Consider the following 25,184-nt stretch of genomic DNA (forward strand, 5'->3'; position numbering starts at 1 on the left):
GACAAAATCTCTCTTATCCTAAATGGGTCTAAAAAAGGAGGACCGTATGGAGGTTTTGCAGTCGGCTAACTTTGAAAAAGCCTTGAAGGACAACGAATGGGTATTGGTAGATTTCTGGGCTGAATGGTGCAGACCATGTCTCATGCTTGCTCCGATTTTTGAACAAACCTCCAAAGAAATACCGGATGTCCTTTTTGCCAAAGTGAATGTGGATGAGGATGGTGACTTAGCGATGAAATACGGTATTAGTAGTATCCCCGCTCTCATTCTTTTTCACAAGGGGCAACCTGTGGCCACTCACGTAGGCACAATATCCAAGGATAGACTCAAGGACTGGATACAAAGTCATCGATAAAAGTTACCATAAAGCGGAGGTAAAGATGTCAGAACTTCAAACCTTTGAAAAAAAGCCTCTCGGAGGCATCAACATCCGGGAACTGGCTAAGATCCTCAAAGAAGAGGGTCAGAAAGCAGCTGATGAACTTTTGGCCAAGCAACTTAAGACAGTAAAACCCATGGGCATTCAGCTTCCTTCAGATCATGTGGTGCTTCTTCTCGGAGGGTCCAATGGTATCTTGAGGGCCGTGGCCATTCAGCTTCTTTTTGGAGAAAAGATTCCTGTCTATGCTGTTCATTATGACAGGGAAACCATGCAGATAGGGCATTACCATGTCCAGGCTTTCAAAAGAGAAGCTGCCAAGATTGGAGTGGATACCCAGTGGTGGAATGCCGATGCTACTGACCCCCAGGTTATCCAGGAGGTTGTCAATACCCTCAAACAGAAATACAAGGTTGTTCACCTCATCAACGGCATTGCCGCCGGCGCCACCAAACGCTATGAACAGTATGGACCAACCAAGGTGAAAGACATTGATGTGGCGTTTCATCCTGTTCTTCAGTACCCTGATTTTAGCAAACTGGAGAATATTCGTCAACTGGGGCTTGTGGATGTAGCCGTGGCTACAGAAAAAGATATCGAACGCACAAACCTTTTTATGGGGACATCCACCACTTTGTGGGTTGATCCATTGGCAGAGGCCGGGCTTTTGAAAAGCGGCGTGAGTGTTGTGGCTTTTGCAGACTATGATTTTGAAAAAGACGATCCCGTGTATGGAATGGGACCACTTGCCGGGGCAAAGATTCTCCAGCGTGAAAGCATGGATAGAGCTGCCCAGAAGTATGGAGTCAAAGCCGTTCGTATCTGTTATCCCGCTATGGATACCACTGCCCTGGGAGCTATTCCCGGTGGCCTTTTGATGTTTGCTATGACTACCGTGATCCTCAATGAGAAGAAAGCCTTCAAGAATCTCAAGCAACTTGCCTTTGAGACCATGGAGATGTTCAAGCCAGACTTTTCAAGCCGTGAGCTTCGTCTGGACAAAGAGTTCCAGGCAATTCTGCCAGAGTTTCACAAGCGAGCAGATGCACTTACTCCGGCCGATGTCCCTGGTGTATTTGAACCACTGACCCATCTTGATTTGCCATAATCTCGTCGGGGCCTTCGAGCCCCGGCCATGATTTTTATAAGGAGAATTTCCGATGATGGATACCCCACAACCCAATCAGAATACTTCTAAACGAAACAAACGCTGGCGGAGATTCCGGGGCAAAAAGAATCGTCCTCAGCCAACAAACCAGAACCAATCACGTTTTCAACAGCCTCAGAAACCCGTACAACCACATACTTCTCCGAAAACCTCTCAGCCAGTTTCTCAGAATGCCGTAAAATCTCCTCAGCCGGGGTCTTCTTTAGACTATGTAAAACGTTCTCAGGCTAAGGAAATCCTTCCACCGGACTATAAACTCCCCGAAGATCTCGATGTCCCTGTTTACAGCTTTGCAGAGATTACTGCCTCTGAAACAGAAGAAACAGCACCTGAGACAGCAAGTACCGAAAATCAATCGATTTGTCCACTTTGCAATTATCCCATCAAGAAATTTTATACCACCGTGAGACATCCTACTCATGATGCCTTGGTACACTTTGACTGTGCCCTTCGGGAGCTTTTCCAGCAACATAAGAGCCGTCTCGCCCGTGATCAGAGGATTTATTATATTGGGGCGGGGAGGTTTGCCATTGTCAAAGAGATCCGGGATAAACGTGGCAATGTCAAAAGCTACCAGATCGTCGAAAAAATTGAATACGAGAAGCATGACTGAATATGATGAAAGCCTCTCTTTCCGGACAGGGATGGCTTATTGCAAGAAACAGAAGTCTTGCCTATGCTTCCAACCACATCACAGGAACGATTCTTGATCCTCTCCAGGGCAGAAAGGATTTTATTGCTTTTGGGGCAGGCAGTGAAAAAAGCCAGCGTTCACAAACACTTCTTTTAGGCAATGAGGTACGGTATGTTCTTGAAGATAGTGACCGAAACACCTATGTTCTCAAGGAAGCCTTTTTGGTTTCTGAGAATAGAGAGATCAAGGACAATCCAGAAAAACTGAATGAATTTTTTCTTCTCTGTGATGTGTGGTACCATCTCCTGAGCGAAGAAAAACCCTTCCCGGAGATTTCTTCCCTCTTTCATTTTCTCAAGATTCACAAGCATACACGACATCTTGTGTTTGTGCACCTTATCCATCTTTTCCAGGAGGAAAACCTTTTTCCCGAGGATCTGGAAAATATCTCTCAGGAGGAGAAAAAAGAGTTTTTGGAAACTATTGGGCTTCCCCACTGGCACATGGGACCGGGAACCCAGAGGTTTCTTCTGGATGCTTTGCAACAGCCTCTTGATTTCTTTGTAGACAAGATCCCGTCTCCTTCTGTGATAAAGGAAATCCTCACTTTCTTAAAGGCAACCTATGAAAGCTATACAGGAAGGGAACTGTTTTCGTTAGAAGACGAAAAGTGAATAAAAAACTTTTTCGAGACCCTTGCAGGGATATTTTCTTTCCCTATCTGGGTCAGGGGCTGCACCCCTGAAACCCCGTTTTTTCTGTTTACAAGGGTTTATTTGTCTTTTTTATCCAAAAAATCGGCTTGTTTATTATACTAAATATTTTATAGTGCTTTTTGCTTTTTTTTACTTTCTTGAGCCTTTTGCACGAATGTGCAAAGGACTCTTTTCTGGAAAAGAAACAATCTTTTAGCCTTCTTTTTTTCGAATATCGTACAACCTTTTCCATGCCTCCGGAAGGAGAGAAAGGAGACTTTCAGGGGTACAGGCCTCCGCGGGATAGTTTTCGGTGAAAAGTTCAGCCGTTTTTCCAAGAAGAAAGGTGGCCACTAACGCGGCATCCCTTCCCTCATAGCCCGAGGCAAGAAGACCGCCGATGAGTCCGGCTAAAATATCCCCACTTCCCCCTTTGGCCAAGGCATTATTCCCATAGCAGGAATACCATACCTCTCCATCCGGTGTGGCAATCAGAGTTGTGGCATTCTTCTGGACAAGGGTGGCGGAAAGACGACGAGAAAACTCGACACATAATTCCTTTCTTCTTGTACGAAAGATATCTGGTGTCACTCTGAGAAGCCTCACCGCCTCACCACCATGCGGGGTAAGAACAAGGTTTTTTCTCTGGAGAGATTTCTGTTTTTCTAAGAGTTCAAACAACTCAGGAAAACGAGATAAAAGATTCAAGGCATCGGCATCCAGAACGATATGAGAAGCATACGGCTGAGAAAGGAGAAACCGAAGGAGTTCGATGTGTCTGCGGTCCTCTCCCCACCCATTACCTACTAAAATAGTGGAGGTATGAAGTTTCTGAAGATAGGTCTCAAGCGTTTCTTTTTCTCTTTGAGGGGGAAGAGGAAGATAGGTTATCTGGGGGTCTTTGTAGGGCAAAGGAGTGCCACTTGCTATGGTAACCAGCCCACACCCACTGCGAAGCGCTCCAGCTCCGGCTAAAAAAACAGCTCCGGGATAATTTTCACTTCCTCCAACGATAAGAAGCCTTCCAAAAGTACCCTTGTGTCCCTCAGGGGACCTGATGTGCAAAAGTCCAGCCACTTCTTCCATCGTAGAGAGAAAGGTTTTGCCCATGTCTGCTGTATCACTCCCATAGGTGGGGATTACTTTCATTTCCCCGGCTATACCTCGCCAAGGATATTCCATAATCTCTTCTACAGCGACATCCAAACACCACGTCTGGTAAACAGGAATTGCCTCAGGGTACCCAAAGGGAAGTTCTACCCCAATCACAAAGGGAAAACTCCGTATGGCCCACTCTCCAAAAGACTGGCGGTCTATTCTGGCCCTCCAGTGTGAAAAGAAAGTTGCAATAATTCTCTGTCCCCCTACCGAAGCAAGCAAAAAATCATTCCATCCTTTTGTTTTATCAAGAAAAAAGATGGTTTTTATTCCCCTTTTTTTGCCTATCTCAAGATGGTTTTTCCAGCCTGCAGGAGTCCACTCCCCTGCCGGTGAGACAATGCCCACGACCACTTCCCTCCCAGAAGCATACACGATTCTCGCCGCGGAAAGAAGAGCCATTCCATCCAAATCACTTGAACAAACAAAAACCACCTTCTGTCCTGGAGGAGTGGTAGTGATAACCTCTCGGGCAATTGCCTGACCCTTTTCCTCACTACGAAGAAAGGGGGTACTCACCCCCTTCTCACAAAGCCTATTCTCTCGTTTCTGTTTTTCGTGAAATGAACACACCCTCATTTAAATATCCTCCATATTCTCTACCAGAAGGATGGCAATACCACCAGAAAGAGTCCCAAACCAGAGACGATTTTTTTCCGGTCGTATGCGTACCACATCATTACTGGAGAGCCCATCAAGAATAGTGAGCACCCGCACCTCCCCATTCGGGTAAAGAAAATTCACTCCACCACCCAGGGTACCTATAACGAGTACCTCCCTGTAGACCTGAAGGGTTTCGATATAGGGCGAGGACAATCCCTTCACCCATTGAACAGTGTTCCATTCTCCGGGTTTGACCACAAAGAGCCCATCCCCATGCGTCCCCCCGTAAATCATCCCACGATAGAAAACAAGGCTTTTGATAGTTTTTCCCGGAAGTATCCTTGCAACCTGTTTGCCATCCCTGAGCACATAGGCCCCGTTATCCATGGTGGCCACAATCGTCCACTCTCCAACATGAAGAACATCAGAGACATAAATTGAAGTAGAAAAGATCTTCTGGAAAGAGCCGTTTTTGCTTAAGAAAAGTCCCTTGCCAAGAGTGGCGACATAAAGCCCGTTCTCATGCAAAAAAAGCTTTTTGATAGGGACATCCGAGAGTTCCCCGCTCACATTCTGCCATTTCCCCGTCTTTTTGTTATAAAAACAGAGCCCCCCATAGGTGCCTACCCAGAGAATATCCCCATCAAGGGCAAGGGTTCTCGTATGATCAGACTTGAGCCCCCCTTTTTTTGCCGAAAAAAGAAGGAGAGAAAGAGAGCTTCTGGTGAATCGCCCTATACCCCCAGTCCACATGGAAAACCACACATCATCTCCATCAAAACAGATATCACTCACACTTTCATCAGGGAGCCCTTCACTGGCGGAGAGGTATTCCCATCGAATTTGTCTCTTGAGTCGTTTGGCGGGGAAATACAGACTATGATTGGTAGGGAATAATTCAAGGGAACGATTGACATAAAAAAGGGCTGACTCCCGGTTATTTTGCTGGTAGAGAACACGAGCCGCATAATACGCACAAAGGGCACGACTTTCAGGAGTCCCTTTCATAAAATACCCTTCGGTAGCTGTCATAAGGGCAAGGAAAAAGTTTTTTTGCCCATAGTAGTTGGTGGCCACCTCCCCATACACTCCTGCAATATCCAGTCCTTCAAACTGAGAGGGATTTTTGAGAACGTACTCCTTTAACTGAGGGAGCCGGTTGGCTAAAACCGCTGACTGGATGGCTTTTCTGAGTTCAGCCGGTGGTACTGAACGAAAAGGGGCCAGCTGGGAGGACTCAAAAGCCATGGCTGTGACCACCAACCCCCATCCTATCATCAAAAACCATTGCCTTTTCACACCATACTCCCTAATTTTTTATTTTTTTCGGCCAAAGCCCCTTCAAAAATGAAGGACGAAAAGAAAGAAAAACATTTCTCCAAATCACACAATTCAAGAGAAAGCCAAGGGAAAAATCGGCAAAAATCTTTCGTGCATTATGCACATAAATAAGGCAAAAATGAACAAAAAAATTGCATTTTTCACTTTTTTCTGTTATAATATATTTATAATAATCCCGTATGGAGGTAGCAAAAATGAATCTCGTAAAAAAATTGGTGTTGGTGGGTTTTGTATTTGGTGGTGTGGTGTCATGTGCAACGGTGCCTGCAGGTGAAAACAAGGCTGAAAATGGTGCTGAAGAAGTCAACCGCTCAGCTCTTTCTTCTGTTTCTCTTTCAACGTCCAGCTCTTCTTCTATGGTCAAACTGGTGGAAGCCTTTGACCATGAGCATTTCTACCGCGGCTACATGCGGGAGCGTCGGTTCGTGATTCGGGTGAAGAATATTGCCTATCAGAAACAGGTCTTTGTTCATCACAAACTGACCAATGGAACATGGACAAACCTTCAGGCTGAATACCGTGGTCCTGCAGGAAACGGCTGGGAAACCTGGGAGCTTGGTTTTAACAGCGTGTACAATCCTCTTATGGGCATGATTGCCGACGAGTTTGTGATCGGCTATACAGTAAGTGGACAGACTTACTGGGATAACAATGGTGGACAGAATTACCGGCTTGCTAAAAACGCTGGTCCCCTTCTTGGCAAAGAGATGATGGTAGCTGCCGTGTATCTCTATACAGCCGGGAACGGGGCTGTGGATGTAAAGAATGTTGGCTATGCCAAGGAAGTGACTATCGTCTATACCACAAACAACTGGAAGCATACCCTAACCGCTTCTGCAAGCTACGCCGGTCCACGTGTCTATTACGGCTATTCTTCCTTTGATAACCCCAATATGTATGGGGTAGAACGGTGGTATTTCTTTATCCCCAGCTTCTATGGTCAGACCGTCCAGTATGCGGTGAAGTATACAGTCAATGGTCAAACCTACTGGGATAATAACGAAGGAGCCAACTACACCGTACGTTAAGCGATGATGAGAAGAACCCCCTCCGCTATGGAGGGGGTTTCTTTTTGCAAAAAGCAGGCTATTTCTTTACACTATTCCCAAAAAGGGAGAAGACAATGCAAAATAAGGTAGCCATGATTGGGGCGGTTGGTATTGATACCAATATTTATCTGTATGGTCGTGAAGTAGATTTCTCTGTAGAAATGAATTTTTCACAGAACAGGGATTATATTGGTCAGGCAGGAGGATATGGGGCAAAGCTTTTTTGTAGCTTAGGGTATGAAACAAAATGTATTGCGGCCATTGGGGAGGATTATCATGGAAAGTGGATTAGAGAGGAATTCACTTCTTCGGGTATAGAGAGTCTCTGGATTTCAGATCCACAGGGAACACATAGAAGTATCAATCTCATGTATCCTGATGGCCGGCGAAAAAATTTCTACGATGCGAAGGGATCCATGGAGATTGTGCCTGATGAGAAGGCGTGCGAAAGGTTTCTTGCAGGGGTAAGGCTTGCCCATTTCAGTATCGAAAACTGGTGTCGGTTTCTCTTGCCCATCGCAAAAAGACTTGGGATAATCGTTTCTGTGGATATTCAGGATGTTGTTGATCCACAGGATCCTTATCGCAGAGATTTTGTTGAGGCTGCAGATATTCTGTTCTTTTCGGCGGCCAATCATCCCAATCCAGAATCTCTTCTCAGGATGTATGACAACAACGGGACTCGAACGGTTGTCTGTGGCATGGGAAGCCGGGGGGTGATGATGAGTTATCAGGGCAAGGTAGAGAGATTCCCGGCGGTGGAATGGTTTTCTCCTGTTGTTGATACCAATGGGGCTGGAGATGCCTTGGCCGTAGGATTTTGCCATGCCCATCTTCTCAGGGGAGAGGACGCTGAAACAGCCGTCTGGAAAGCCCAGCTTCTTGCTAAGCATGTGTGCACGCTCAAGGCAACGACAGAGGGTTTTTTAACAGCCAACCAACTCGAAGAGGTTTTTTCACAGTGGAACTCTTCTGGTAGGCCTGTGTGTAAAGTTTGACTTTCTTTTGTGTTATCCCTACAATGAGAAGAGAATGTGAGAGGAAGCCTTATGGTATTTGGATTGTTTTCACGTGTCTGGTGGATGGTGGGAATAGGACTTCTCATGCTTGGTCTCTTTCTTATGGTAGAATGGCAAAAGGAGCGATGGAGGAGACGACAGTATTCTTTAGAGCAGGGAAATACGCTTTTTGGAAAGGATTTTGCCTGGAACCGGTTTGTGAAGAATCTTTTTCTCGCTCTTTCTGTGCTCTTTTCTTCTTTTGTGCTTCTTGATCCACGGTGGGGGATGGTAAATCGCACTGAACGAATTGAAGGGGTGGATATCATTTTAGTAGCCGATCTCTCTCAAAGTATGCTCTGTGAGGATATCGGGGAAAGTCGTTTAGAGCGACTCCGTCGTATTGTCTTTGATTTGATGGCCAAAGGGGGAAGTCATCGCATAGGGCTTGTCTTTTTTGCCGCTGAGGCCTATCCGGTTGTTCCTCTCACCTTCGATTATGAGGTGATTTCTCTCTGGCTTCAGGAGGCCAACCCCCTGGCTATTGAAAATCAGGGTTCAAATTTAGAGGACGCTCTCAGAAAAGCCATGGATCTCTTTGAAAAAAACACCCTTTCTCACCGACTTATTGTTGTTCTTTCCGATGGGGAGGATATGGAACATCACCCCATTTCGGTGGCTTCTCAGGCAGCCCAGAAAGGAATCCAGATTGTGAGTATTGGTATAGGAACAGTGTCAGGGGGGAAAATCCCTCTTGCCAATGAGAAGGGCAAACCTCCAGCTTTTCTCACGGTTGAGGGGAAAGAAATCATCTCTCGGTTGCAACCGGAGATCCTGAAAGAGATAGCTCGAAAAACAGGCGGGATCTTTTTGGAGGGAACAGAGAATGCAGGAGAAAAGCTCGCTTCATACGTTGACAAAATCAAGAAAACCCCTTATGGAAGAATAAGCTATGAGACCATGCAGGCCCAGTATCAGTATTTTTTAGTTCCCGCCCTTCTTTTGTGGCTTTTGGCCCTTCTCTGGCCATTGAAAAGAGAAATCCCTCTGCTTTTTCTCGTGGCGCTTTTTTTGCACATAACACCTTCAGAAGGTTTTTCCAGTGAAGCCTCTCGTGGGACAAGGCTTTATAGAGAGGGGCGTTATCAGGAGGCAAAAGAGGCTTTCCAGCGGGCACTTGTCAAAAAACCAGACTCTCCCCTTTTAAGGTACAATCTTGGCAATACACTGTACTATCTTGAGGAGTGGGACAAGGCCACAAAGGAGTTTGCCGGTCTCACCAATAGTACCTCTTCTGATATGAGAATTCGCAGTTTGTATAACATGGGGACAACGCTTGCAGCCAGTGGGGAGAAAAAAGGGGCGGCTCTCGCTTACCGACAACTTCTCGAAGAAATCTCCCCCCGGCATCCGTTGTATAGAAAGACTATTGAAAACCTTCTCTATCTCCAGCAAGAGCAATCAAACCAATCCTCCTCTCAATCACAAAACCAACCTTCTCCAGCCCCTCAGAAAGAAGACAAGAAAAACCAGGCTCCTCAACAAACTCCTCCAGAGGGAGATACCCAGTCCCTTCTCAACCTGGTCCAGCAGGAAGAGAGAAAAAATATGCAAAAGCTTCCTCTTGGAGGGGGAAATCCCCGAAGCCGCTATCCCTGGTAGCTTTCTCTTGCTCAACGGGAAAAAGAGTAAAGTTAGACCTTGCGCGGGTGTTTTCTTTCCCTGTCTGGGTCAGGGGCGTAGCCCCTGAAACCCCGCTTTTTCTGTTTACAAAGGCTTATTTGTCTTTTTTATCTAAAAAAATAGGCTTTTTTATTATTTATTAGGGAAAGAAATATTTCAATTTCTGTTTTTTTATTACTTTCCTGAGACCTTTGCACGAATGGACAAAGGTCTCAAAGTTTAAGTTTGGACTCTTTTCTGGTCGATAAAAAAGAAAGAGGGAGGTACAATGAAAATTATTCTTTTTTTCTCCTATCTTCTTTATAAAACAGCGGTCATTCTTCTCCTTTTTGGGGGCTTACAAAGGCTTTCTCTCAGAGTAGAATTGGGCGTATGGATGGTTTATGGATTTTTCTCTTTAGCGGCCTTTGTGGTGGCGGTACGGCAGCTTCTTTGGGAAAAAATTTCTCTTTTTTCACGCTGGACCCTGTGGTGGCTCATTGTTCTGGAATGGCTTTCTACGACAATGGTGGGATTTTATCTCTGGTTTTTCCGGGAATCCTCGGCAGTAAGGGTGGTATGGGTTATAGCCTCTCTTGCTCCCCTTCATCTTCTTGTCTTTGATGTGTGGCGACTTCTTGTTTCCCGGTGGAATCTCCGCTTTCTTGGGAACCTTCAGAAACCCTCCTGGGTATTTGAATACGGACTTGAAACCCCCTTTGTGGCTTCTCTTGGCTTTCTTCTCTGGGAGGGCATGAAAAAACCTTCGCCATCACTTCTCTGGTGGTGTATAGGACTTGCGGGATGGCTCCTTGTTCGCCATTATGCGGTGGGATGGTTCTGGCAAAGGAGGGTAAAAAGACTCTCCCTGTGGCTTCTCAAGCAAAATCCCCTTCTCTTTTCTCATATTCCCCCTATTCACGATACCAATATGCTTTCTCCTCTTTTATTTGCGTGGCAGCAATACGCCTCAAGGGTGAAAAACACACAAAAACAGATTCTCTGGATGAATCCGGTTCTCTCTGAGGAAATCCAGAAAAAATTAGCCTCCGATGGGGAAATTCGATTTGGTATTGAAAGACCGGCCACCATTGTGACTCTTTTCTGGAAAATGGGGGAGGTTACCCCCCTTCAAGAATATGTCTTTCTTGAGGCTTTAGCAAAAACCACTTCGGAATATATTCATCAATACGATGGGTTTCCTTTCTGGGAGCATGAGAGGCTCTTTGTCTTTTTTGGCTTTCCCTACTTTTATGAACACAAGAATCTTTCAGCCATTGAATTCTCTCAACGCATTCTCTCGGAAATCAAGACCATTGCTCAATCCCAGGATATCCGTGTAGAAAGTTCTATCCTTATCCTCACGGAAAAGGTACGAATAGGAGCCATGCCAATTTTCGGTGAAGATTTCAGCCAGCTGGTACCACAGGGAAAGGTTTTTCAGAGAATAGACCTCGTCAAACGGGCGGCCGAAGGGCTCAAAATACCCCTTCTCATTGATAAACGGGCACTCGAAGGTCTTGAGGCCAGATTTTTTATTCAAAAAACCTACAAAATTGTTGTCCAGGATGAACCGCTGATTCTCTGTCAGGTGGTGGACTAAATCTCCTTTTCTCCCTCAAACACGGTGTGAGCATCCCCAGTCATGATCACATGACCTGTTTTTTCATCCCATGTGATGTCTAAGGGACCACCTAAAAGGTGAACACGGACGCTTCTCTCGGTAATTCCATTGAGGATACTGGCAACAACACTGGCGCATGCCCCTGTTCCACAGGCAAGGGTTTCTCCTGCCCCTCTTTCCCAGACACGCATCCGGAGTTCATGTCTGGAAAGAGGCTGAATAAATTCCACATTGGTTCTCTTGGGAAAGATACGGGTGGCGTTTTCAACAAGAGGACCGTAACGATGAACATCAAAACTATCCACATTATCGAGATAAGTAATGGCGTGAGGATTGCCCATAGAGACTAAGGTAAAGTCAAAGGTTTTTCCTTCAAGAGTGATGGATGTGCGGGCTATACCCTGGCTATCCTTTTCAGCCACCGCTGGAATCTCTGAAGGCTCAAGAATAGGCACGCCCATATCCACGGTAATGCGAAATTCACTACCGGAAATAGCCATGTCAATTTCTTTGATACCGGCAAGGGTCTCTATACGAAGATGGTTTTTTCGCACAATATTTTTCTCATAGACAAAACGGGCAAGCTGTCTAATACCATTGCCACACATCTCTGATTCACTTCCATCAGCGTTAAACATACGCATCATGATATCAGCTGAAGAAGAGGGAGCCGCAAAAATCACCCCATCACCCCCCACTCCAAAATGCCGATCACTCCATAGTTTGGCAATCTCACTACCACGAGCAAGGACTTCAGGATATCTGATACCATCAATGAGAATATAATCGTTGCCCAACGCATGCATCTTGGTAAAGCAAATCCGCATAATGACTCCTTGCTATGAGAACTTTTTCAAAACGCAGGACAAAAAAGGCTGTCCTTCTGGACAGCCTTTCTCACTACAATTCACCTTTGAGGAGAGCGGTGACCACCTCTTTGACCTCAGCCCCATCAGCTCTGCCGGCTGTTTTTGCCATGACCTCTTTCATCATTCGTCCCATATCAGCCGGTGAGGAAGCCCCTATAGCTTCTTTTACCTCTTTGGCGAGCTTGATAAGCTCATCCCGACTCATCATCTGAGGAAGAAGCTTTTCAAGAAAGGCAATCTCGGCCTTTGTCTCATTCGCCACATCCTGCCGACCAGCATTTTCTGCCTCAGAAAGCATTTCCTTTCGGCTTTTGATGGTCTTTCGAAGGTAGGCAATCACATCTGCATCTTCAAGATCTTTCTGCTTGTTAATCTTCTCATATTTGAGATCAGAAATAACAAGGTTTAAGACCTGAGAGGCAAATTTGTCCCCGCTTTTGCGAGCGTCAATATACTGACGCTGCAAATCCTCAAACATTCCCATATTGTCCCCTTAGATGTAGCGGTTCATCTGCTGCATCTTGCGAACTTTCTTGGCAATCTTTCGCTCAATAGCCGAGGCCTTTCGCTTACGAGTTTCAGAAGGCTTTTCATAGAAACGGTGCTTCTTCTCCTCAGTGAGGATACCGTCTTTTTCGATTTCCTTCTTGAAACGCTTAAGAGCCGTTTCAATAGCCTCGTTTTCCTTCACTTCCACAATCAGCATCTATCATCACCCCTTTTTTGGTAGTTTTTTTCTTTATCGGTTTATCCTGGTGGCCACTTGAGAGGGCGTCCTCCCAAAAGGTGGAGGTGGATGTGGAATACCTCCTGCCCTCCGTCCCGGTTGCAATTGGCCACCACTCGATAACCGGATTCATCTATACCCATCTCTTTGGCTATGGTTCTCACCGCCTGCCACATGGCTACCACCACATGGTCGGTGTTCTCATTCCAAGTAGGAATATGTTCACGCGGGATAATAAGCACATGGATAGGAGCCTGCGGTCGAATGTCCTTGAAGGCCACCACCTTGTCATTCTGGTAGACAATCTCTGAGGGTATCTCTCCCCGCGCTATCTTGCAGAAGATACATTCCTGCATGTCGCCACTCCAGAAGAATAGTATACCACAAAATGAGATTCTTTGCAAGTTTTTGTTTGTCTTTTCTTCAAAAATGACTCAAAATCGCATGAAGGACTTCTCCCTTTTTGCTGTCTTCTGCGAGGACAAAAAGGGTATCTCCTGGCCTCACGACCGTCTGACCAGAAGGAGCAATAACCCCATCCTTTCGCGTGATCATCGTGATGGTCACACCCTGGGGAAGCTGAAGATCTGCCACCTTGCATTCTCCTTCGTACAAAGTTTCATCAAGGTGAATTTCTAAAAGTTCATAGGTGGTGTTATGAATGGTAACCAACTGCATGGAAGAGGTGTGCTTTCGTTTCTGTTTCATCTTGAGGCCTAAAAGTTTTTTGAGAAGGGGGAGTGTCCCGCCCTGGATAGTCACCGAGAGGGTAACTGCAAAAAAAATAGTATTAAAAAGACGATGGTGAGGATCAAGTCCCATAGCCAAGGGATAGGTAGCAAGCACAATAGGAACAGCCCCACGGATCCCACTCCAGCTGATGAAAAGCTTTTCTTTCCAGGAGAATTTACTCCCTGATGTGCAGAGAAAAACCGCCAAAGGTCTTGCCACAAGACTCACGATGAGAAAAAGCCCGATCCCTTCTCTCCAAACCCCAAGAAGTTGTTTTGGAAACACCAAAAGCCCCAAAAGAATAAAAAGAGATATATTGGCAAGAAAAGAGAGTGTCTCAGCAAAAGAGCCTAACCCATGCTTATAGGGGAGTTTTTCATTTCCCATGACAAGGCCACAGAAAAAGACGGCTAAAATCCCACTACTCTTGAAAACCTCCGCCACCCCAAAGCAGAAAAAGATCACCCCCAGAAGAAAAACAGAAAAATACCCAATGTCAATTTCGGTCAGTTTCCGCAGTCCCATGGCGGCAAGTTTGCCAATAATCAGCCCAATAACCGCACCCCCAAAAAGAAGCCAGAGAAAGCGCAAAAAAGAGGAGTGAAGAGCAAAGGTCGCCCCCATAAAAAATTGCAAAACAAAAAGGGTGGAGATAATGGCCGCCGGGTCATTAGAGGCGGATTCAATTTTGATGAGAGAAGCCACTTTGTGGCGAAGACTGGTGCCAAAGAGAGAGAAAACCGCTGCAGCATCGGTAGAAGAGATAATCACAGAAAGAAGCAGGGCTTCTAAAAAAGATTTTTTAGTGAGAAAAACAAGTCCAAAAGCCGTGAGAAAGGCGGTAAGCCAAACCCCTATCGTCGCAAGAAGCCCCGCAGGGATAGCTACAGGGCGAAATTCCTCCTCTTTAATACCAAATCCCCCAGCAAAAAGGATAAAAAGAAGGGCCACTGTGGCAATATCCCTCGTAAGGATAGCGTCGTCAAAGTAGATAAGTCCCGTCACATCACTTCCAAAGAGAATCCCTACCAGAAGGGCCAAAAGAATAAGGGGAATATTGAGACGCCGAAAAACAAAAATAATCAGCACAAGACCAAGAAGCATGCCTCCAACCAGAAGAAAAATCATCGTTTCCTGTTACCCTAATATCCCCAACGCCTGTGACCACAGAGCATGAGTTGGTAACACCTTCGACATCCCGGGAAAATCCCATGAGGGCTTTCCCGAAGCACCTTGCGAAAGGTCCTGGCCTTCTCATTGTTGTATATATCCCAGATATCCTCTTTCATGATATTCCCGAGGATATAATCGGGATAATCAGCACAGAAATGGACATCTCCATTGTAGTTGATATTGACTGAAAACCATGGGGCTGTGCATTTATCTCTCACAAGGTGGTCGAGATTGGCATAGTATTCACCAATCTTGCTTGGACGAATCACCGGCACCGTGATCAAGGGATGGTCTGTTTTGATGGAATGGGCTCTTGCCAAGATTTCTGAAAATTCTTTTCCATCAATGCCTTCATTACATCCATTGGCAAACCCCCTCCAGTAATAGGGGGTGATCCCCAACTTTTCCTGTAAATAGCGCTCATGCTCCTGACCAATGGCGGTATTCGTGTACGTCCCAAGATTGACAATATGCCAAGCAAGTCCCATGTCCTTGGTTGCCTCAACAAGTTTATCAAGGTATTTGTAATTCATGTTGCTGATGGTGGTCACAATACCCACATGGGGAAGGGTGGCTTTTTGACGTTTTTTCTCTTCGTTGATGGCCTGAATACTCTCAATAACCCTCTGATAGGAGCCTTTCCCCCGAATGGCATCGTTTGTCTGCTCAAAACCATCAAGGGAGATAAAAAAACCAGACCATTTATCCCGAACAATCTCTTTGGCATGAGGGGCAAGAAGCGTCCCATTGGTATTCACGGTAAAGAGAGGGATGGTTCGTGCCATATACTCCGCTAACTCCATAAAATTGGGATAAAGCATGGGCTCTCCCCCCCAGATATAAAAGACCTTGGTTTTTTTGGCTACCCGATCTGTGAGTTTCTTGTAGACATCAATGGGGACGATATTGTCTTTTTCTTTGATCGCCACCTCGTCTTTGAAGGTACCGGTGAGACCTCGTTGACCACACATAATACACCGAAGATTACAAAGAGGGGTAATACGAAAGGTGATAAGGGGCATCTCTGTCGCATAACCATCCCGTCGCCTGTAGGTCGTACGAAACCCAACCTGCTGAAGAAAAAAGGCAAGTGCCATATCAGCGGCTGCACGGGGATTTTTCATCATAAGCTGGGTAACCACCGAATAATTATTCTTCATGGCCATACTCCTCTTTCAGGATACTCCATTATAACATATTTTGGGAAAAACGCAAGAGAATTTTTATTGAGAAAAGTTTCTTCTTTCTGTATACTATTTTCAAAAAGGTAAAGGAGAAAAAAATGACTTTTTCAAAACCAAAACTTCACAAAAACGTCTGGCTCACCGGTTTCACTTCCTTCTTTACTGATGTTTCTTCAGAGATGATTTATCCGCTCATTCAGGCATTCGTGAGTTCTATTCTCAAAACGCAGGCATCCCTCATCGGGCCAATCCTTGGTATCATTGAGGGTATTGCAGAATCCACGGCAAGTATTCTCAAACTTTTCTCTGGGTATATCTCTGACAAGATAGGAAAACGAAAGGGACTGACTATCGCAGGGTATGGTTTTTCAGCCCTTGCCAAGGCGCTTTTCTTCATCCCCTCCTGGTTTACGGTCTTTGCAGCCCGAATTTTTGATAGAATCGGCAAGGGAATCCGCACGGCCCCTCGTGACGCCCTCATCGCCCATTCGGTTGATCCCTCTATCAAAGGAAAAGCCTTTGGGCTTCAACGAAGCATGGATTTTGCCGGCGCTTTTCTGGGGACGCTTTTGAGTTTTCTTCTGATTACCTTTGTATTCAAGGATGTAGACCGATACGCTGAACCTTCGGCGTTTTATCCTCTGTTTGCTATTTCTCTTATTCCGGCATTTATCGGAGTGATCTTTCTTTTCTTTACCAAGGAACCTGATATCGGCAAAAAAGATGCCCATGCGCCCAAGCTTTCTCTCAAAGAGTACACACCGGGACTCCGTGCGTTTTTCCTTGCCCAGTTTTTCTTTACCCTTGGAAATTCTTCAAACCAGTTTCTCCTTCTCCGTTCTCAGGACTTGGGGAATACCTTAGCCATGGTTACCCTGATGTATCTGGCTTTCAACCTGACAACGACCCTCCTGGCCATGCCCCTTGGTTCTCTTTCGGATAAAATTGGGCGCAAAACCATCCTGGTCACAGGATATGCCCTTTACGGCTTCGTGTACCTCGGGTTTGGTCTTGTTCCCACAGGCCAAGGCTGGATGGTATGGGTATTGTGGCTTCTCTATGGCGTCTATTATGCCCTGACGGAAGGGGCTGAAAAAGCCTTTGTCTCTGATCTTGCCCCGAAGAATTCTGTGGCCACCGCTATTGGGTTTTACAACATGATTGTAGGACTCACCCTTCTTCCGGCAAGTATTATTGCAGGTTTTCTCTATAGCCTCTGGCAACCCCTTCCCTTCTGGTTTGGGGGAATCATGGCACTTATCAATTGTCTTTTGATTGCCTTTGGGGTGAGAAGAGAAACCACCTCGGCTTGATTTTTTGGACTCTTTTGCGTATAATATATCTCTATAAAAAAGGAGGGATGTCCGAGCGGTCGAAGGAGGCGGTCTTGAAAACCGTTGAGCCGACGAGGCTCCGGGGGTTCGAATCCCTCTCCCTCCGAAAAAAGCCACCCTTTGGCAGGGTGGCTTTTTTATTGCCTCCAAAAAGCCTCTTCACTTTTCACTGACCCTCTTTTCTTCCAAAGACAAAAAGCCTGTATCCTACAAAGTTAATGACCAAGGTAAGAATGGTAACGATGATTTTGGCTATTCCTATCGAGATTCCTAAAAGAGGGAGATAATAGATGGCCCCGCTTGATATTCCCAGAGAAAGAAGATTAACCATGACAAACCAAAGCACTTTCCCTATACTGGTTTTCTCATTGTCTTGAAAGGTAAAGTGCTTGTTCCATACAAAACTATTGATGACACCAGCCGTATATCCTAAAACCTGAGCCCCAACCCGGGGAACCCCTATAGCTATGGAGAGAAAAAACACTCCAAAGTCAACCGCCGTGTTGATCCCTCCAACAATCCCAAAACGCAGCACCTCCTTGAGAGTTCGACTAACCATCTTTTCTTTCCTGAAAAAGGGTTCCTTCTCGTCTTTCTATAAAAAAGAGGGGGCGTTGTTTGACCTCGATATAAATACGACCAATATATTCCCCGATGATCCCAAGGGCCACCAGCACAAGCCCTCCTAAAAACCAGAGAGAAAACATGAGCGATGTCCAACCACTCACCGTCTTTCCAGCCATCTTTTCTACAAGCGCATACAAGAGTATCACAAAGCTCATGACGAAGACCGCAAAGCCTGTGAAAGTTACCAATCGAATGGGCTGAATGGAAAACGAGGTAATACCATTGAGGGCAAAGGCAATCATTTTTTTGAGGGGGTATTTGGTTTCTCCTGCCACCCGTTCCAGTCGTTTGTAGTAAACTTCCGTCGAGGGGAAGCCAAGAAGAGGGACAAGCCCCCTCAGAAAAAGGTTTCTCTCTGGGAAGGAAAGAAGGGCTCCAATTGCCCTATGGCTCATGAGACGATAATCCGCATGATTATGAACAAGGGGAACCCCAAAAAGTCGCATCAGATTGTAGAAAGCAAGGGCTGTTTCCCGCTTGAAAAAGGAATCGGTGCTTCTATCGGAACGCACCCCATAGACGATATCGTATCCTTCTTGATATTTTTTGATGAAATCCCCTATGACTTCAATATCATCCTGTAAATCCGCATCCATAGAGATAACCGCATCAAAACCCAAACGGTAGGCTTCGGTAAGGCCGGCAAGGAGGGCGTTTTGATGTCCACAATTTCGAGAAAGTTTGATGGCTATAATGGAAGGGTGAGTACGGCTCGCTTCTTTAAGAATATCCCATGTCCTGTCCGTACTTCCATCGTCCACAAAAAGAATGGCACTTTCTTTCGCTATGCGTTTCTCCCGCACAAGACTCTGAAACCTGGCCGTGATTTTTTCTAAGGTAAAGGCCAAAGCCTTTTCTTCGTTATAACAGGGGAGAACAAAACAAAGACGAGAAGATGACATAAGAAACTTTTCCTTATCCTCTTTTTCACTTATTATAGCGAGAAAAAAGAGAAAAAGCAAAAAGAGACCCTTGCACGGGTGTTTTCTTCCCCTATTTGGGTCAGGGGCTACGCCCCTCTTCCCCGCTTTTTCTATTTCCAAGGGCTTGTTTGTCTTTTTTATTCAAAAAATAGGGCCATTTATTACTGCAAAGAATATTTTCATACTATATTTTGTTTTTCACTACTTTTTTGAGACCTTTTGCACATTCGTGCAAAGGTCTCAAAAAGAAAAGCCAAAAAAATGAATACCAAAAAAGACAAAAACAAGAGTAGTCCACGTGTTTCGTCTGATTGATTTTTGGCTATATTTTCTTTATACTCAATCCATCTTAAGAAAGGAGTTTCTATGTCTTTCTGGAAAAAGTATCGATATCCCCTTTTATTTATGATGGTTGTTGCTCTTGCCGTGTTTAACTGTTTTGTCAACCTTGGCAATTTTGAAGTGGAGACATGGGATGAGGCAAGACATGCCCTCAATGCCTACGAGATGATGAAGAATCATTCCTATATAGCCATGACCTATGATGGTCAATTAGACTACTGGAATCTCAAACCACCTCTGGGAGCGTGGCTCATCATCGTGGGATACAAGCTTTTTGGAGTAAACCTCTGGGGACTCCGGTTCTCTTCCGCGCTTTCGGCTGTTTTGACGGTGATAATCACGATGGTAATAGCCAAACGACTTGGCAAAAAGGTTGCCCTCACCAGCGGACTTATTCTTTCCACGATGTATGCCTTCTTGGCCTTTCATACTGCACGGTACGGTGATTATGACGCCCAGATGGCCCTTTTTATGACCCTCACTGTCTGGGGAATGCTCAAGTGGACGGAAAATCAGAAGTGGGGGCTTTATGTAGCTTCTTTTATGGTGGCTCTTTCGTTCCTCCTCAAATCTTTTTCTGCGGTTATGCCTTTTACCTTCATTTTGCTTGTGCTTCTCACAGAAAAAAGGTATAAAAAACTTCGATGGCACGAGGTGCTTGTCTCTCTTTTTCTCATGGGCTTTCCTGTCCTTCTCTGGGCGTTGGCAAGGTATCAGGTAGATGGACTTACGTTTTTTCAGAAGATGCTCGGATACGATCTTTTGAAAAGAAGTGGAGAAGCCATAGAAGGTCACCCTGGGTCGAATATTCATTACTTAGAACCGATCTTTTTCAAAACCCTCTTTTGGTCGCTCTTTCTGTTTTTTGTGATTCCCTTTATGGGTTTTCGTCTTTTCTTCAAAAAGAAGGAAAATGAAGTGGTTTTTCATCTCAAAACCTCTGGTTTTGGACCCTCCTTTTTCTGGATATGGCTCTTTAGCACGCTTATTTTCCCTCTCATCATGAAAACAAAAAGTGATTGGTACCTCAACCCCTTCTATCCTGCCCTCAGTGTTTTCATTGCCTGGCATTTCTGGAATGGCCAAAGCCCCTATCAATGGATAAAAAAATTGATGCAAAAACCCCTTCATCTCCTTCTCTGGAGCGGCGTTCTCACAGAAATAGTGTTGTTGTTAGTGGTTCTTTTCCCTGGAGAATGGGTGTTTGAAAACAAGATTCGTTCTTATCCCCCCTCGCAGAGAATTCTTCTTTCCCTCTGGAAAAATCCCCAAAAACCAGAAAAGGCGAAGCTCTACTTCCCCGCCTGGGTTGATCAATCAGAGCGTTTCATTGTCAAGGGGCTCCTCAAGTACGAATTTCTCCCAGAGGAAAAGATCCTTGAAAGCCTCTCACAGGGAGAAAGGGTGGTTTTTGCCGGTCCTGAGGAAAAACTCCAGGAGACAATCACAAAATACAACGCTCGGCTCATCACTACCAACATCATGGCAAAGTACCAGGAGTGGGTAGCTGTTATCCTTTCTCTGAGATAAAAAGCCATGCGTTTCGTAAGGCCAAAAGAGATTTCTCCTCGTGTTTTTGATTGACATAAATCCCTTTTCTTCTTACAATTTAAGAAAGAAAAAATGGCAAAGGGAGTGCCCATGGAGTATCGATCGCTTGAAGGAAACTACACCCCCGGACAGTTTGAGGAAGAGATTTACCAGTACTGGATGAAGGAGGGTTTTTTTGAGAGCCGCGTAAACCCCGCCAAGAAGCCCTATACGATTGTCATGCCTCCTCCAAATGTGACGGGGATCCTCACAATGGGACATATCCTCAATAACACCATTCAGGATGTCCTTATTCGTTATTATCGAATGAATGGCTATGAGACCTGCTGGATTCCAGGCACAGACCACGCCTCTATTGCCACCGAAGCCAAGGTCACCAAGTATCTCGCGGAAAAGGGTATCAACAAGTGGGAAATCGGGCGTGAAAAGTTTCTCGAATATGCCTGGGAATGGAAAAAGAAATACGGTGGTATTATCATTGAGCAGCTCAAAAAGTTAGGCACAAGCTGTGATTGGAAAAGAGAACGCTTCACCATGGATGATGGCTACTATAGAGCGGTCATTCATGCCTTTGTAAAACTCTACAAAAAAGGCTATATCTATCGAGGATATCGACTTGTGAACTGGTGTCCTGTCTCCAAATCCGCTATCTCTGATGAAGAGGTATACTACCAGGAGGTAGAAGGACATCTGTGGTATTTTCGTTATCCCATCAAGGACTCCCATGAGTTTCTGGTGGTGGCTACTACCCGACCAGAGACCATGTTAGGAGACACGGCCGTAGCAGTAAACCCCAACGACAAACGATACCGTCATCTCATTGGCAAGACGGTGATTCTCCCACTGGCTGAGCGAGAAATTCCGGTCATTGCTGACGAGTACGTGGATCCAGAGTTTGGAACGGGAGTGGTCAAGATTACACCGGCTCACGATCCCAATGACTATGAGGTAGCCCTTCGGCATGATCTTCCGATGATCAATATCATGAACCCTGATGCCACCCTGAACGACCTTGTCCCTGAGGATTTCCGTGGGTTGGACAGGTATGAGGCTCGTGAGGCGGTCGTAGAGGCCATGAAGGAACGAAAGCTTTTGGAAAAAATCGAAAAATACACCCACAAAGTTGGGTATTCAGAAAGAGGCCACGTGCCTATTGAATACTACCTCTCTGAACAGTGGTACATGAAGATGAGCGAACTTGTGAAGCCGGCCATCGAGGTGGTAAAAAAAGGAGAAATCACCTTTTATCCTGAACGATGGACCAAGGTCTATTTCCACTGGCTTGAAAACATCAAGGATTGGTGTATCTCCCGTCAGCTCTGGTGGGGACATCGTATCCCCGTGTACTATTGTGATGCCTGTGGGTTTATGGATGCCTACGAGCAGGAACCTGAAAAGTGTCCCAAATGCGGCATGGCCATGCGTCAGGACCCTGATGTTCTTGATACCTGGGCATCTTCGTGGATATGGCCTTTTGCGGTGCATAAGTGGCCAGATCCAGACCCCAATTTAGATTACTACTATCCTACCGATACCTTAGTAACAGGACCGGATATCATTTTCTTCTGGGTGGCCCGTATGATTATTGCGGGGATGGAATTTATAGGAAAAATCCCCTTCCGACGGGTTTATTTCACCGGTATTGTGAGAGACGACCTTGGACGCAAGATGAGTAAGTCTCTCGGAAATTCTCCTGATCCCCTTGATGTGATTGGTGAATATGGAGCAGATGCTCTCCGATATACCATGACCCGTCTTGCCCCACTGGGCAATGATATTCTCTATAGCAATGAAAAGTGTGAACTCGGGAGAAATTTTGCCAACAAGATCTGGAATGCCTCCAAGTTTATTCTTTCTCATCTCACAGGGAAAGCTCTTCCTTCGCTTGAGGAGATTACCCTTGACCTCTTTGATAAGTGGATTCTCTCTCGTTACCAGCAGACTATCAGCCAGGTGAGAGAGGCTATCGAGGCCTTTCATTTCAACGAAGCTACCGTTCTCCTCTATGACTTCATCTGGGATGATTTCTGTTCCTGGTATATTGAGGTGTCCAAGGTAACCCTTTCCCAGGGTAGTGAAACCGAAAAACAGGCCAAAAGGGCAATTCTTCTTCATGTGCTTGAGGGAAGTTTGAAACTTCTCCATCCCTTTATGCCCTTTGTGACAGAACGAATCTACCTCACCTTGCCAGGCCATGAAAAGACAATTATGTTCGCCTCCTATCCAGAGGTCAATCCTCGCTTTGTCTTTGAAAAAGAAATGAATGAGGCCAAGCTTATTCAGGAGGCCGTGTATATTATCCGAAATGTCCGGGGAGAAAACAAGATCGCCCCAGGGCAGGAAGTCAAGGTCTCCCTCATTGTGGAGAAACCCGAAGACAGAAAAATTTTAGAATCCTATACCCCTTTCATCGAAAAATTATCCAAGGCAAAGCTTCACTTCATCTCCAAAAGGGAACCAGAGGCCATGGAGGCTGTGGGCCATGGAAAAGGCTTTGATGTGTATGTTTCTCTTGAGGGAACCATTGACAAAGAGAAGGAGCTTGCCCGTTTTGAAGAGGAGTTAGAGCGTCTTCAGGGTCAGAAGAAGGCCACAGAAGCAAAACTTGCCAATCCGAACTTCACAGCCAAGGCCCCTGAAGCCGTTATCCAGAAGGAAAAAGACAAATTGGCCTATTACACGGCCGAGATAGAAAAAATCACCAAAATTATCGAAAGCCTGAAAGGATAAGGGGTGAGTATGATTATCACGGCTTCTGAAATCCGAAAAGCCATCAAAAGGGGAGATATTATCATAGATCCCTATGATGAAAAGTTTCTCAATCCGAATTCCTACAACCTGCGTCTGCACAATGAGCTCTATGTCCTGCGGGAGGGTTGCCTTGATATGAAAATGGCCTGCGCCTATGACGTGCTTACCATCCCCCCTGAGGGACTTGTGTTAGAACCAAACAGGCTTTATCTTGGCCGTACCGTGGAGCATACCACATCCAAAAAGTATGTGCCGCTTATTGAAGGACGCTCCAGTATTGGACGGCTTGGCATTTTTATTCATGCGACGGCAGGCTTTGGGGATGTGGGATTTTCGGGCTACTGGACACTAGAAATCTCTGTGATTCAGCCGATACGGGTATATCCCTTTGTGGAAATAGCCCAGATCTACTTCCATACGGTAAAAGGCAAGATTGAACCCTACAAAGGAAAGTACCAGAATAACAAAGGAATACAGATAAGCGGAATCTACAAGGAGTTTGAATAGATTTCATGCTCGAAAAGGAGAAATTCGAGGCCGTTGAGGTGCGCTTTCTGAAGCCAGGGACGGTTCTCTCAGGCATTCTCTACGATGAGAACGGAACCATGCTCTGGCCAGCAAGGAAGGTTTTAACAGATGCCTTTCTTTCTCGTTTGAAGGTCAAAGGCATTACCACCGTGTATTATGCCCCGCCCAAGTGGAAAGAATCCCCCCAGAAAACCCCCATGTTCAGCGAGGCGACTCTGGGGTTTGCACAAACCGCCTTTGACGAGATTGTGACAGAGATCCGCTATGGAAAGCTCCCCGATACCAATCGTGCTAAAGAAGCCATCAATCGCTTTTTCACCGAGATGGAAGCCCGCCCCAATGGTTTTTTGAATCTCCTTGTTCTCAAGGATTATGATAGCTACACCTACCAGCACTCTATCAATGTGGGAATTCTCTCCATGTTTCTCACCAAAAAATTGGGATTCAATACCTTCTTCATCAAAGAGGTTGGGGTTGGGGGATTTCTCCATGATATTGGAAAAATCAAGGTGCCACTTGCTATTCTCAACAAGCATGACAACCTCACCGAAGAAGAGTTCAGGGTGATGAAGTACCACCCCATCTATGGTTTTAATATCATCAAGAATGACCCTTCTCTGAGCTCTTATATCAAGAAAATGATTCTCTTTCACCACGAGAAATGGGATGGCAGCGGGTATCCCCTGAAACTCAAGGGAGATGCCATTGGCAATTTTGCGAGCATCGTCTCGGTGTGCGATGTGTTCGATGCCCTTACCACAGAGCGAGCTTACAAAAAGCCCTATACGGTAAATGAAGCCCTGATTTACATCATGCGAAATACCGGTAATCACTTTTCTCCTTATGTGTCCCAGCGTTTCATCAATGAGATGTCTAAGATGTACGATCTTGGCTCCTTCTATCCTGTGGGGGCTTTTGTTCATCTCAGTACAGGGGAGATCGCCTATATTACCGGCAAAAAAGAAGAATACACCCTTCGTCCCCAGATAGCGATTGTGGTCAATCACAAGGGTGTACCACTTCGCACACCCCTGCAGGTGGATCTCCAGCGGGATGTAGATAGGCATATTGTGAAGACAATAGACGATCCGGATGAGATTGAAAGACTCTCACTTCTGTTGTAAAATAAAGT

At 45.6% G+C, this 25,184-nt stretch carries 23 protein-coding genes and 1 tRNA gene; 14 read left to right on the forward strand and 10 right to left on the reverse strand.

Going from position 1 to position 25,184, the window contains the following annotated elements; all coding sequences use genetic code 11:
- The first annotated feature begins 46 nt into the window (after window positions 1-46).
- From trxA to BREVNS_RS04535, 4 genes are read left to right on the forward strand one after another with little or no spacing between them, the layout of a single operon-like run.
- Entirely contained in the window at window positions 47-355 is a 309-nt protein-coding gene (trxA, locus tag BREVNS_RS04520) for a thioredoxin (protein WP_483427863.1), read from the forward strand.
- 25 nt (window positions 356-380) lie between these two features.
- Window positions 381-1,487: a hypothetical protein gene (locus BREVNS_RS04525; RefSeq protein WP_483427864.1), complete on the forward strand. Its 1,107-nt coding sequence runs from the start codon at window positions 381-383 to the stop codon at window positions 1,485-1,487.
- Between the two features lie 52 nt (window positions 1,488-1,539).
- A complete protein-coding gene (locus BREVNS_RS04530; protein ID WP_483427865.1) occupies window positions 1,540-2,160 on the forward strand; it encodes a hypothetical protein in 621 nt (206 codons plus the stop codon).
- A 2-nt stretch (window positions 2,161-2,162) separates the two neighbouring features.
- Window positions 2,163-2,855: a hypothetical protein gene (locus BREVNS_RS04535; protein ID WP_483427866.1), complete on the forward strand. Its 693-nt coding sequence runs from the start codon at window positions 2,163-2,165 to the stop codon at window positions 2,853-2,855.
- 234 nt (window positions 2,856-3,089) lie between these two features.
- Here the strand turns inward: BREVNS_RS04535 and BREVNS_RS04540 are convergent, their stop codons facing one another.
- A complete protein-coding gene (locus BREVNS_RS04540; RefSeq protein WP_483427867.1) occupies window positions 3,090-4,613 on the reverse strand; it encodes an NAD(P)H-hydrate dehydratase in 1,524 nt (507 codons plus the stop codon).
- Complete coding sequence (locus BREVNS_RS04545) at window positions 4,614-5,936, reverse strand: ligand-binding sensor domain-containing protein (protein WP_483427868.1); 1,323 nt, start codon at window positions 5,934-5,936, stop codon at window positions 4,614-4,616.
- Window positions 5,937-6,172: 236 nt separating this feature from the next.
- On the opposite strand from BREVNS_RS04545, the gene BREVNS_RS04550 reads away from it, so the two are divergent.
- The 4 genes from BREVNS_RS04550 to BREVNS_RS04565 all read left to right on the forward strand — a co-directional run bounded on the left by BREVNS_RS04550 (window position 6,173) and on the right by BREVNS_RS04565 (window position 11,290).
- The gene (locus BREVNS_RS04550) at window positions 6,173-7,006 is read left to right on the forward strand and encodes an endonuclease (RefSeq protein WP_483427869.1); all 834 of its coding nucleotides are present in this window, start codon (window positions 6,173-6,175) and stop codon (window positions 7,004-7,006) included.
- Window positions 7,007-7,101: 95 nt separating this feature from the next.
- Window positions 7,102-8,025 (forward strand): carbohydrate kinase family protein, encoded by a 924-nt coding sequence (locus tag BREVNS_RS04555; RefSeq protein ID WP_483427870.1) that lies wholly within the window; start codon window positions 7,102-7,104, stop codon window positions 8,023-8,025.
- A 51-nt stretch (window positions 8,026-8,076) separates the two neighbouring features.
- On the forward strand, window positions 8,077-9,687 hold the full coding sequence (locus BREVNS_RS04560; protein ID WP_483427871.1) for a vWA domain-containing protein: 1,611 nt from the start codon (window positions 8,077-8,079) through the stop codon (window positions 9,685-9,687).
- Window positions 9,688-9,976: 289 nt separating this feature from the next.
- A complete protein-coding gene (locus BREVNS_RS04565) occupies window positions 9,977-11,290 on the forward strand; it encodes a hypothetical protein (RefSeq protein WP_483427872.1) in 1,314 nt (437 codons plus the stop codon).
- Here BREVNS_RS04565 and dapF read toward each other — a convergent pair.
- The 6 genes from dapF to BREVNS_RS04595 all read right to left on the reverse strand — a co-directional run bounded on the left by dapF (window position 11,287) and on the right by BREVNS_RS04595 (window position 15,972).
- Complete coding sequence (dapF, locus tag BREVNS_RS04570; RefSeq protein WP_483428034.1) at window positions 11,287-12,132, reverse strand: diaminopimelate epimerase; 846 nt, start codon at window positions 12,130-12,132, stop codon at window positions 11,287-11,289. The two genes, BREVNS_RS04565 and dapF, sit on opposite strands and share 4 nt — an antisense overlap.
- A gap of 79 nt (window positions 12,133-12,211) precedes the next feature.
- Window positions 12,212-12,664, reverse strand: a complete 453-nt coding sequence (locus tag BREVNS_RS04575; RefSeq protein WP_483427873.1) for a GatB/YqeY domain-containing protein — start codon at window positions 12,662-12,664, stop codon at window positions 12,212-12,214.
- 9 nt (window positions 12,665-12,673) lie between these two features.
- On the reverse strand, window positions 12,674-12,886 hold the full coding sequence (gene rpsU, locus BREVNS_RS04580; protein WP_483427874.1) for a 30S ribosomal protein S21: 213 nt from the start codon (window positions 12,884-12,886) through the stop codon (window positions 12,674-12,676).
- Window positions 12,887-12,927: 41 nt separating this feature from the next.
- Window positions 12,928-13,263: a histidine triad nucleotide-binding protein gene (locus BREVNS_RS04585; protein ID WP_483427875.1), complete on the reverse strand. Its 336-nt coding sequence runs from the start codon at window positions 13,261-13,263 to the stop codon at window positions 12,928-12,930.
- Between the two features lie 67 nt (window positions 13,264-13,330).
- Entirely contained in the window at window positions 13,331-14,767 is a 1,437-nt protein-coding gene (locus tag BREVNS_RS04590) for a potassium/proton antiporter (RefSeq protein ID WP_483427876.1), read from the reverse strand.
- A gap of 14 nt (window positions 14,768-14,781) precedes the next feature.
- Window positions 14,782-15,972, reverse strand: a complete 1,191-nt coding sequence (locus tag BREVNS_RS04595; protein ID WP_483427877.1) for a radical SAM protein — start codon at window positions 15,970-15,972, stop codon at window positions 14,782-14,784.
- A 122-nt stretch (window positions 15,973-16,094) separates the two neighbouring features.
- On the opposite strand from BREVNS_RS04595, the gene BREVNS_RS04600 reads away from it, so the two are divergent.
- Together BREVNS_RS04600 and BREVNS_RS04605 are read left to right on the forward strand one after the other, a co-directional pair.
- A complete protein-coding gene (locus tag BREVNS_RS04600; RefSeq protein ID WP_483427878.1) occupies window positions 16,095-17,309 on the forward strand; it encodes an MFS transporter in 1,215 nt (404 codons plus the stop codon).
- Window positions 17,310-17,350: 41 nt separating this feature from the next.
- Window positions 17,351-17,436: transfer RNA gene (locus BREVNS_RS04605), tRNA-Ser, on the forward strand.
- A gap of 60 nt (window positions 17,437-17,496) precedes the next feature.
- On the opposite strand, the gene BREVNS_RS04610 is transcribed toward BREVNS_RS04605, so the two are convergent.
- Entirely contained in the window at window positions 17,497-17,889 is a 393-nt protein-coding gene (locus tag BREVNS_RS04610; RefSeq protein WP_483427879.1) for a GtrA family protein, read from the reverse strand.
- Window positions 17,882-18,859, reverse strand: a complete 978-nt coding sequence (locus BREVNS_RS04615) for a glycosyltransferase family 2 protein (RefSeq protein ID WP_483427880.1) — start codon at window positions 18,857-18,859, stop codon at window positions 17,882-17,884. The genes BREVNS_RS04610 and BREVNS_RS04615 overlap by 8 nt, the downstream gene beginning before the upstream one ends.
- 387 nt (window positions 18,860-19,246) lie before the next feature.
- Here BREVNS_RS04615 and BREVNS_RS04620 point away from each other — a divergent pair, with 387 nt between their 5' ends.
- The 4 genes from BREVNS_RS04620 to BREVNS_RS04635 all read left to right on the forward strand — a co-directional run bounded on the left by BREVNS_RS04620 (window position 19,247) and on the right by BREVNS_RS04635 (window position 25,176).
- Complete coding sequence (locus tag BREVNS_RS04620) at window positions 19,247-20,752, forward strand: ArnT family glycosyltransferase (protein WP_483427881.1); 1,506 nt, start codon at window positions 19,247-19,249, stop codon at window positions 20,750-20,752.
- A 111-nt stretch (window positions 20,753-20,863) separates the two neighbouring features.
- Complete coding sequence (locus BREVNS_RS04625) at window positions 20,864-23,503, forward strand: valine--tRNA ligase (protein ID WP_483427882.1); 2,640 nt, start codon at window positions 20,864-20,866, stop codon at window positions 23,501-23,503.
- A 9-nt stretch (window positions 23,504-23,512) separates the two neighbouring features.
- The gene (dcd, locus tag BREVNS_RS04630) at window positions 23,513-24,031 is read left to right on the forward strand and encodes a dCTP deaminase (protein ID WP_483427883.1); all 519 of its coding nucleotides are present in this window, start codon (window positions 23,513-23,515) and stop codon (window positions 24,029-24,031) included.
- 5 nt (window positions 24,032-24,036) lie between these two features.
- Window positions 24,037-25,176, forward strand: a complete 1,140-nt coding sequence (locus tag BREVNS_RS04635) for an HD-GYP domain-containing protein (RefSeq protein WP_483427884.1) — start codon at window positions 24,037-24,039, stop codon at window positions 25,174-25,176.
- Window positions 25,177-25,184 lie beyond the last annotated feature (8 nt).

Source organism: Longinema margulisiae, from assembly GCF_025266855.1.
In the GTDB taxonomy this organism is placed as follows: domain Bacteria; phylum Spirochaetota; class Brevinematia; order Brevinematales; family Thermospiraceae; genus Thermospira.

Excerpts from the sequence above, each read along its gene's own strand:
- BREVNS_RS04560 (WP_483427871.1), top strand. The coding sequence starts at position 8,077 with ATGGTATTTGGATTGTTTTCACGTGTCTGGTGGATGGTGGGAATAGGA.
- BREVNS_RS04575 (WP_483427873.1), bottom strand. The coding sequence starts at position 12,664 with ATGGGAATGTTTGAGGATTTGCAGCGTCAGTATATTGACGCTCGCAAA.
- BREVNS_RS04635 (WP_483427884.1), top strand. The coding sequence starts at position 24,037 with ATGCTCGAAAAGGAGAAATTCGAGGCCGTTGAGGTGCGCTTTCTGAAG.
- BREVNS_RS04590 (WP_483427876.1), bottom strand. The coding sequence starts at position 14,767 with ATGATTTTTCTTCTGGTTGGAGGCATGCTTCTTGGTCTTGTGCTGATT.
- BREVNS_RS04565 (WP_483427872.1), top strand. The coding sequence starts at position 9,977 with ATGAAAATTATTCTTTTTTTCTCCTATCTTCTTTATAAAACAGCGGTC.
- rpsU (WP_483427874.1), bottom strand. The coding sequence starts at position 12,886 with ATGCTGATTGTGGAAGTGAAGGAAAACGAGGCTATTGAAACGGCTCTT.
- BREVNS_RS04530 (WP_483427865.1), top strand. The coding sequence starts at position 1,540 with ATGATGGATACCCCACAACCCAATCAGAATACTTCTAAACGAAACAAA.
- BREVNS_RS04625 (WP_483427882.1), top strand. The coding sequence starts at position 20,864 with ATGGAGTATCGATCGCTTGAAGGAAACTACACCCCCGGACAGTTTGAG.
- BREVNS_RS04610 (WP_483427879.1), bottom strand. The coding sequence starts at position 17,889 with ATGGTTAGTCGAACTCTCAAGGAGGTGCTGCGTTTTGGGATTGTTGGA.
- BREVNS_RS04595 (WP_483427877.1), bottom strand. The coding sequence starts at position 15,972 with ATGAAGAATAATTATTCGGTGGTTACCCAGCTTATGATGAAAAATCCC.
- trxA (WP_483427863.1), top strand. The coding sequence starts at position 47 with ATGGAGGTTTTGCAGTCGGCTAACTTTGAAAAAGCCTTGAAGGACAAC.
- BREVNS_RS04535 (WP_483427866.1), top strand. The coding sequence starts at position 2,163 with ATGATGAAAGCCTCTCTTTCCGGACAGGGATGGCTTATTGCAAGAAAC.
- BREVNS_RS04600 (WP_483427878.1), top strand. The coding sequence starts at position 16,095 with ATGACTTTTTCAAAACCAAAACTTCACAAAAACGTCTGGCTCACCGGT.
- dcd (WP_483427883.1), top strand. The coding sequence starts at position 23,513 with ATGATTATCACGGCTTCTGAAATCCGAAAAGCCATCAAAAGGGGAGAT.
- BREVNS_RS04615 (WP_483427880.1), bottom strand. The coding sequence starts at position 18,859 with ATGTCATCTTCTCGTCTTTGTTTTGTTCTCCCCTGTTATAACGAAGAA.
- BREVNS_RS04550 (WP_483427869.1), top strand. The coding sequence starts at position 6,173 with ATGAATCTCGTAAAAAAATTGGTGTTGGTGGGTTTTGTATTTGGTGGT.
- BREVNS_RS04540 (WP_483427867.1), bottom strand. The coding sequence starts at position 4,613 with ATGAGGGTGTGTTCATTTCACGAAAAACAGAAACGAGAGAATAGGCTT.
- BREVNS_RS04525 (WP_483427864.1), top strand. The coding sequence starts at position 381 with ATGTCAGAACTTCAAACCTTTGAAAAAAAGCCTCTCGGAGGCATCAAC.
- BREVNS_RS04585 (WP_483427875.1), bottom strand. The coding sequence starts at position 13,263 with ATGCAGGAATGTATCTTCTGCAAGATAGCGCGGGGAGAGATACCCTCA.
- BREVNS_RS04620 (WP_483427881.1), top strand. The coding sequence starts at position 19,247 with ATGTCTTTCTGGAAAAAGTATCGATATCCCCTTTTATTTATGATGGTT.
- BREVNS_RS04555 (WP_483427870.1), top strand. The coding sequence starts at position 7,102 with ATGCAAAATAAGGTAGCCATGATTGGGGCGGTTGGTATTGATACCAAT.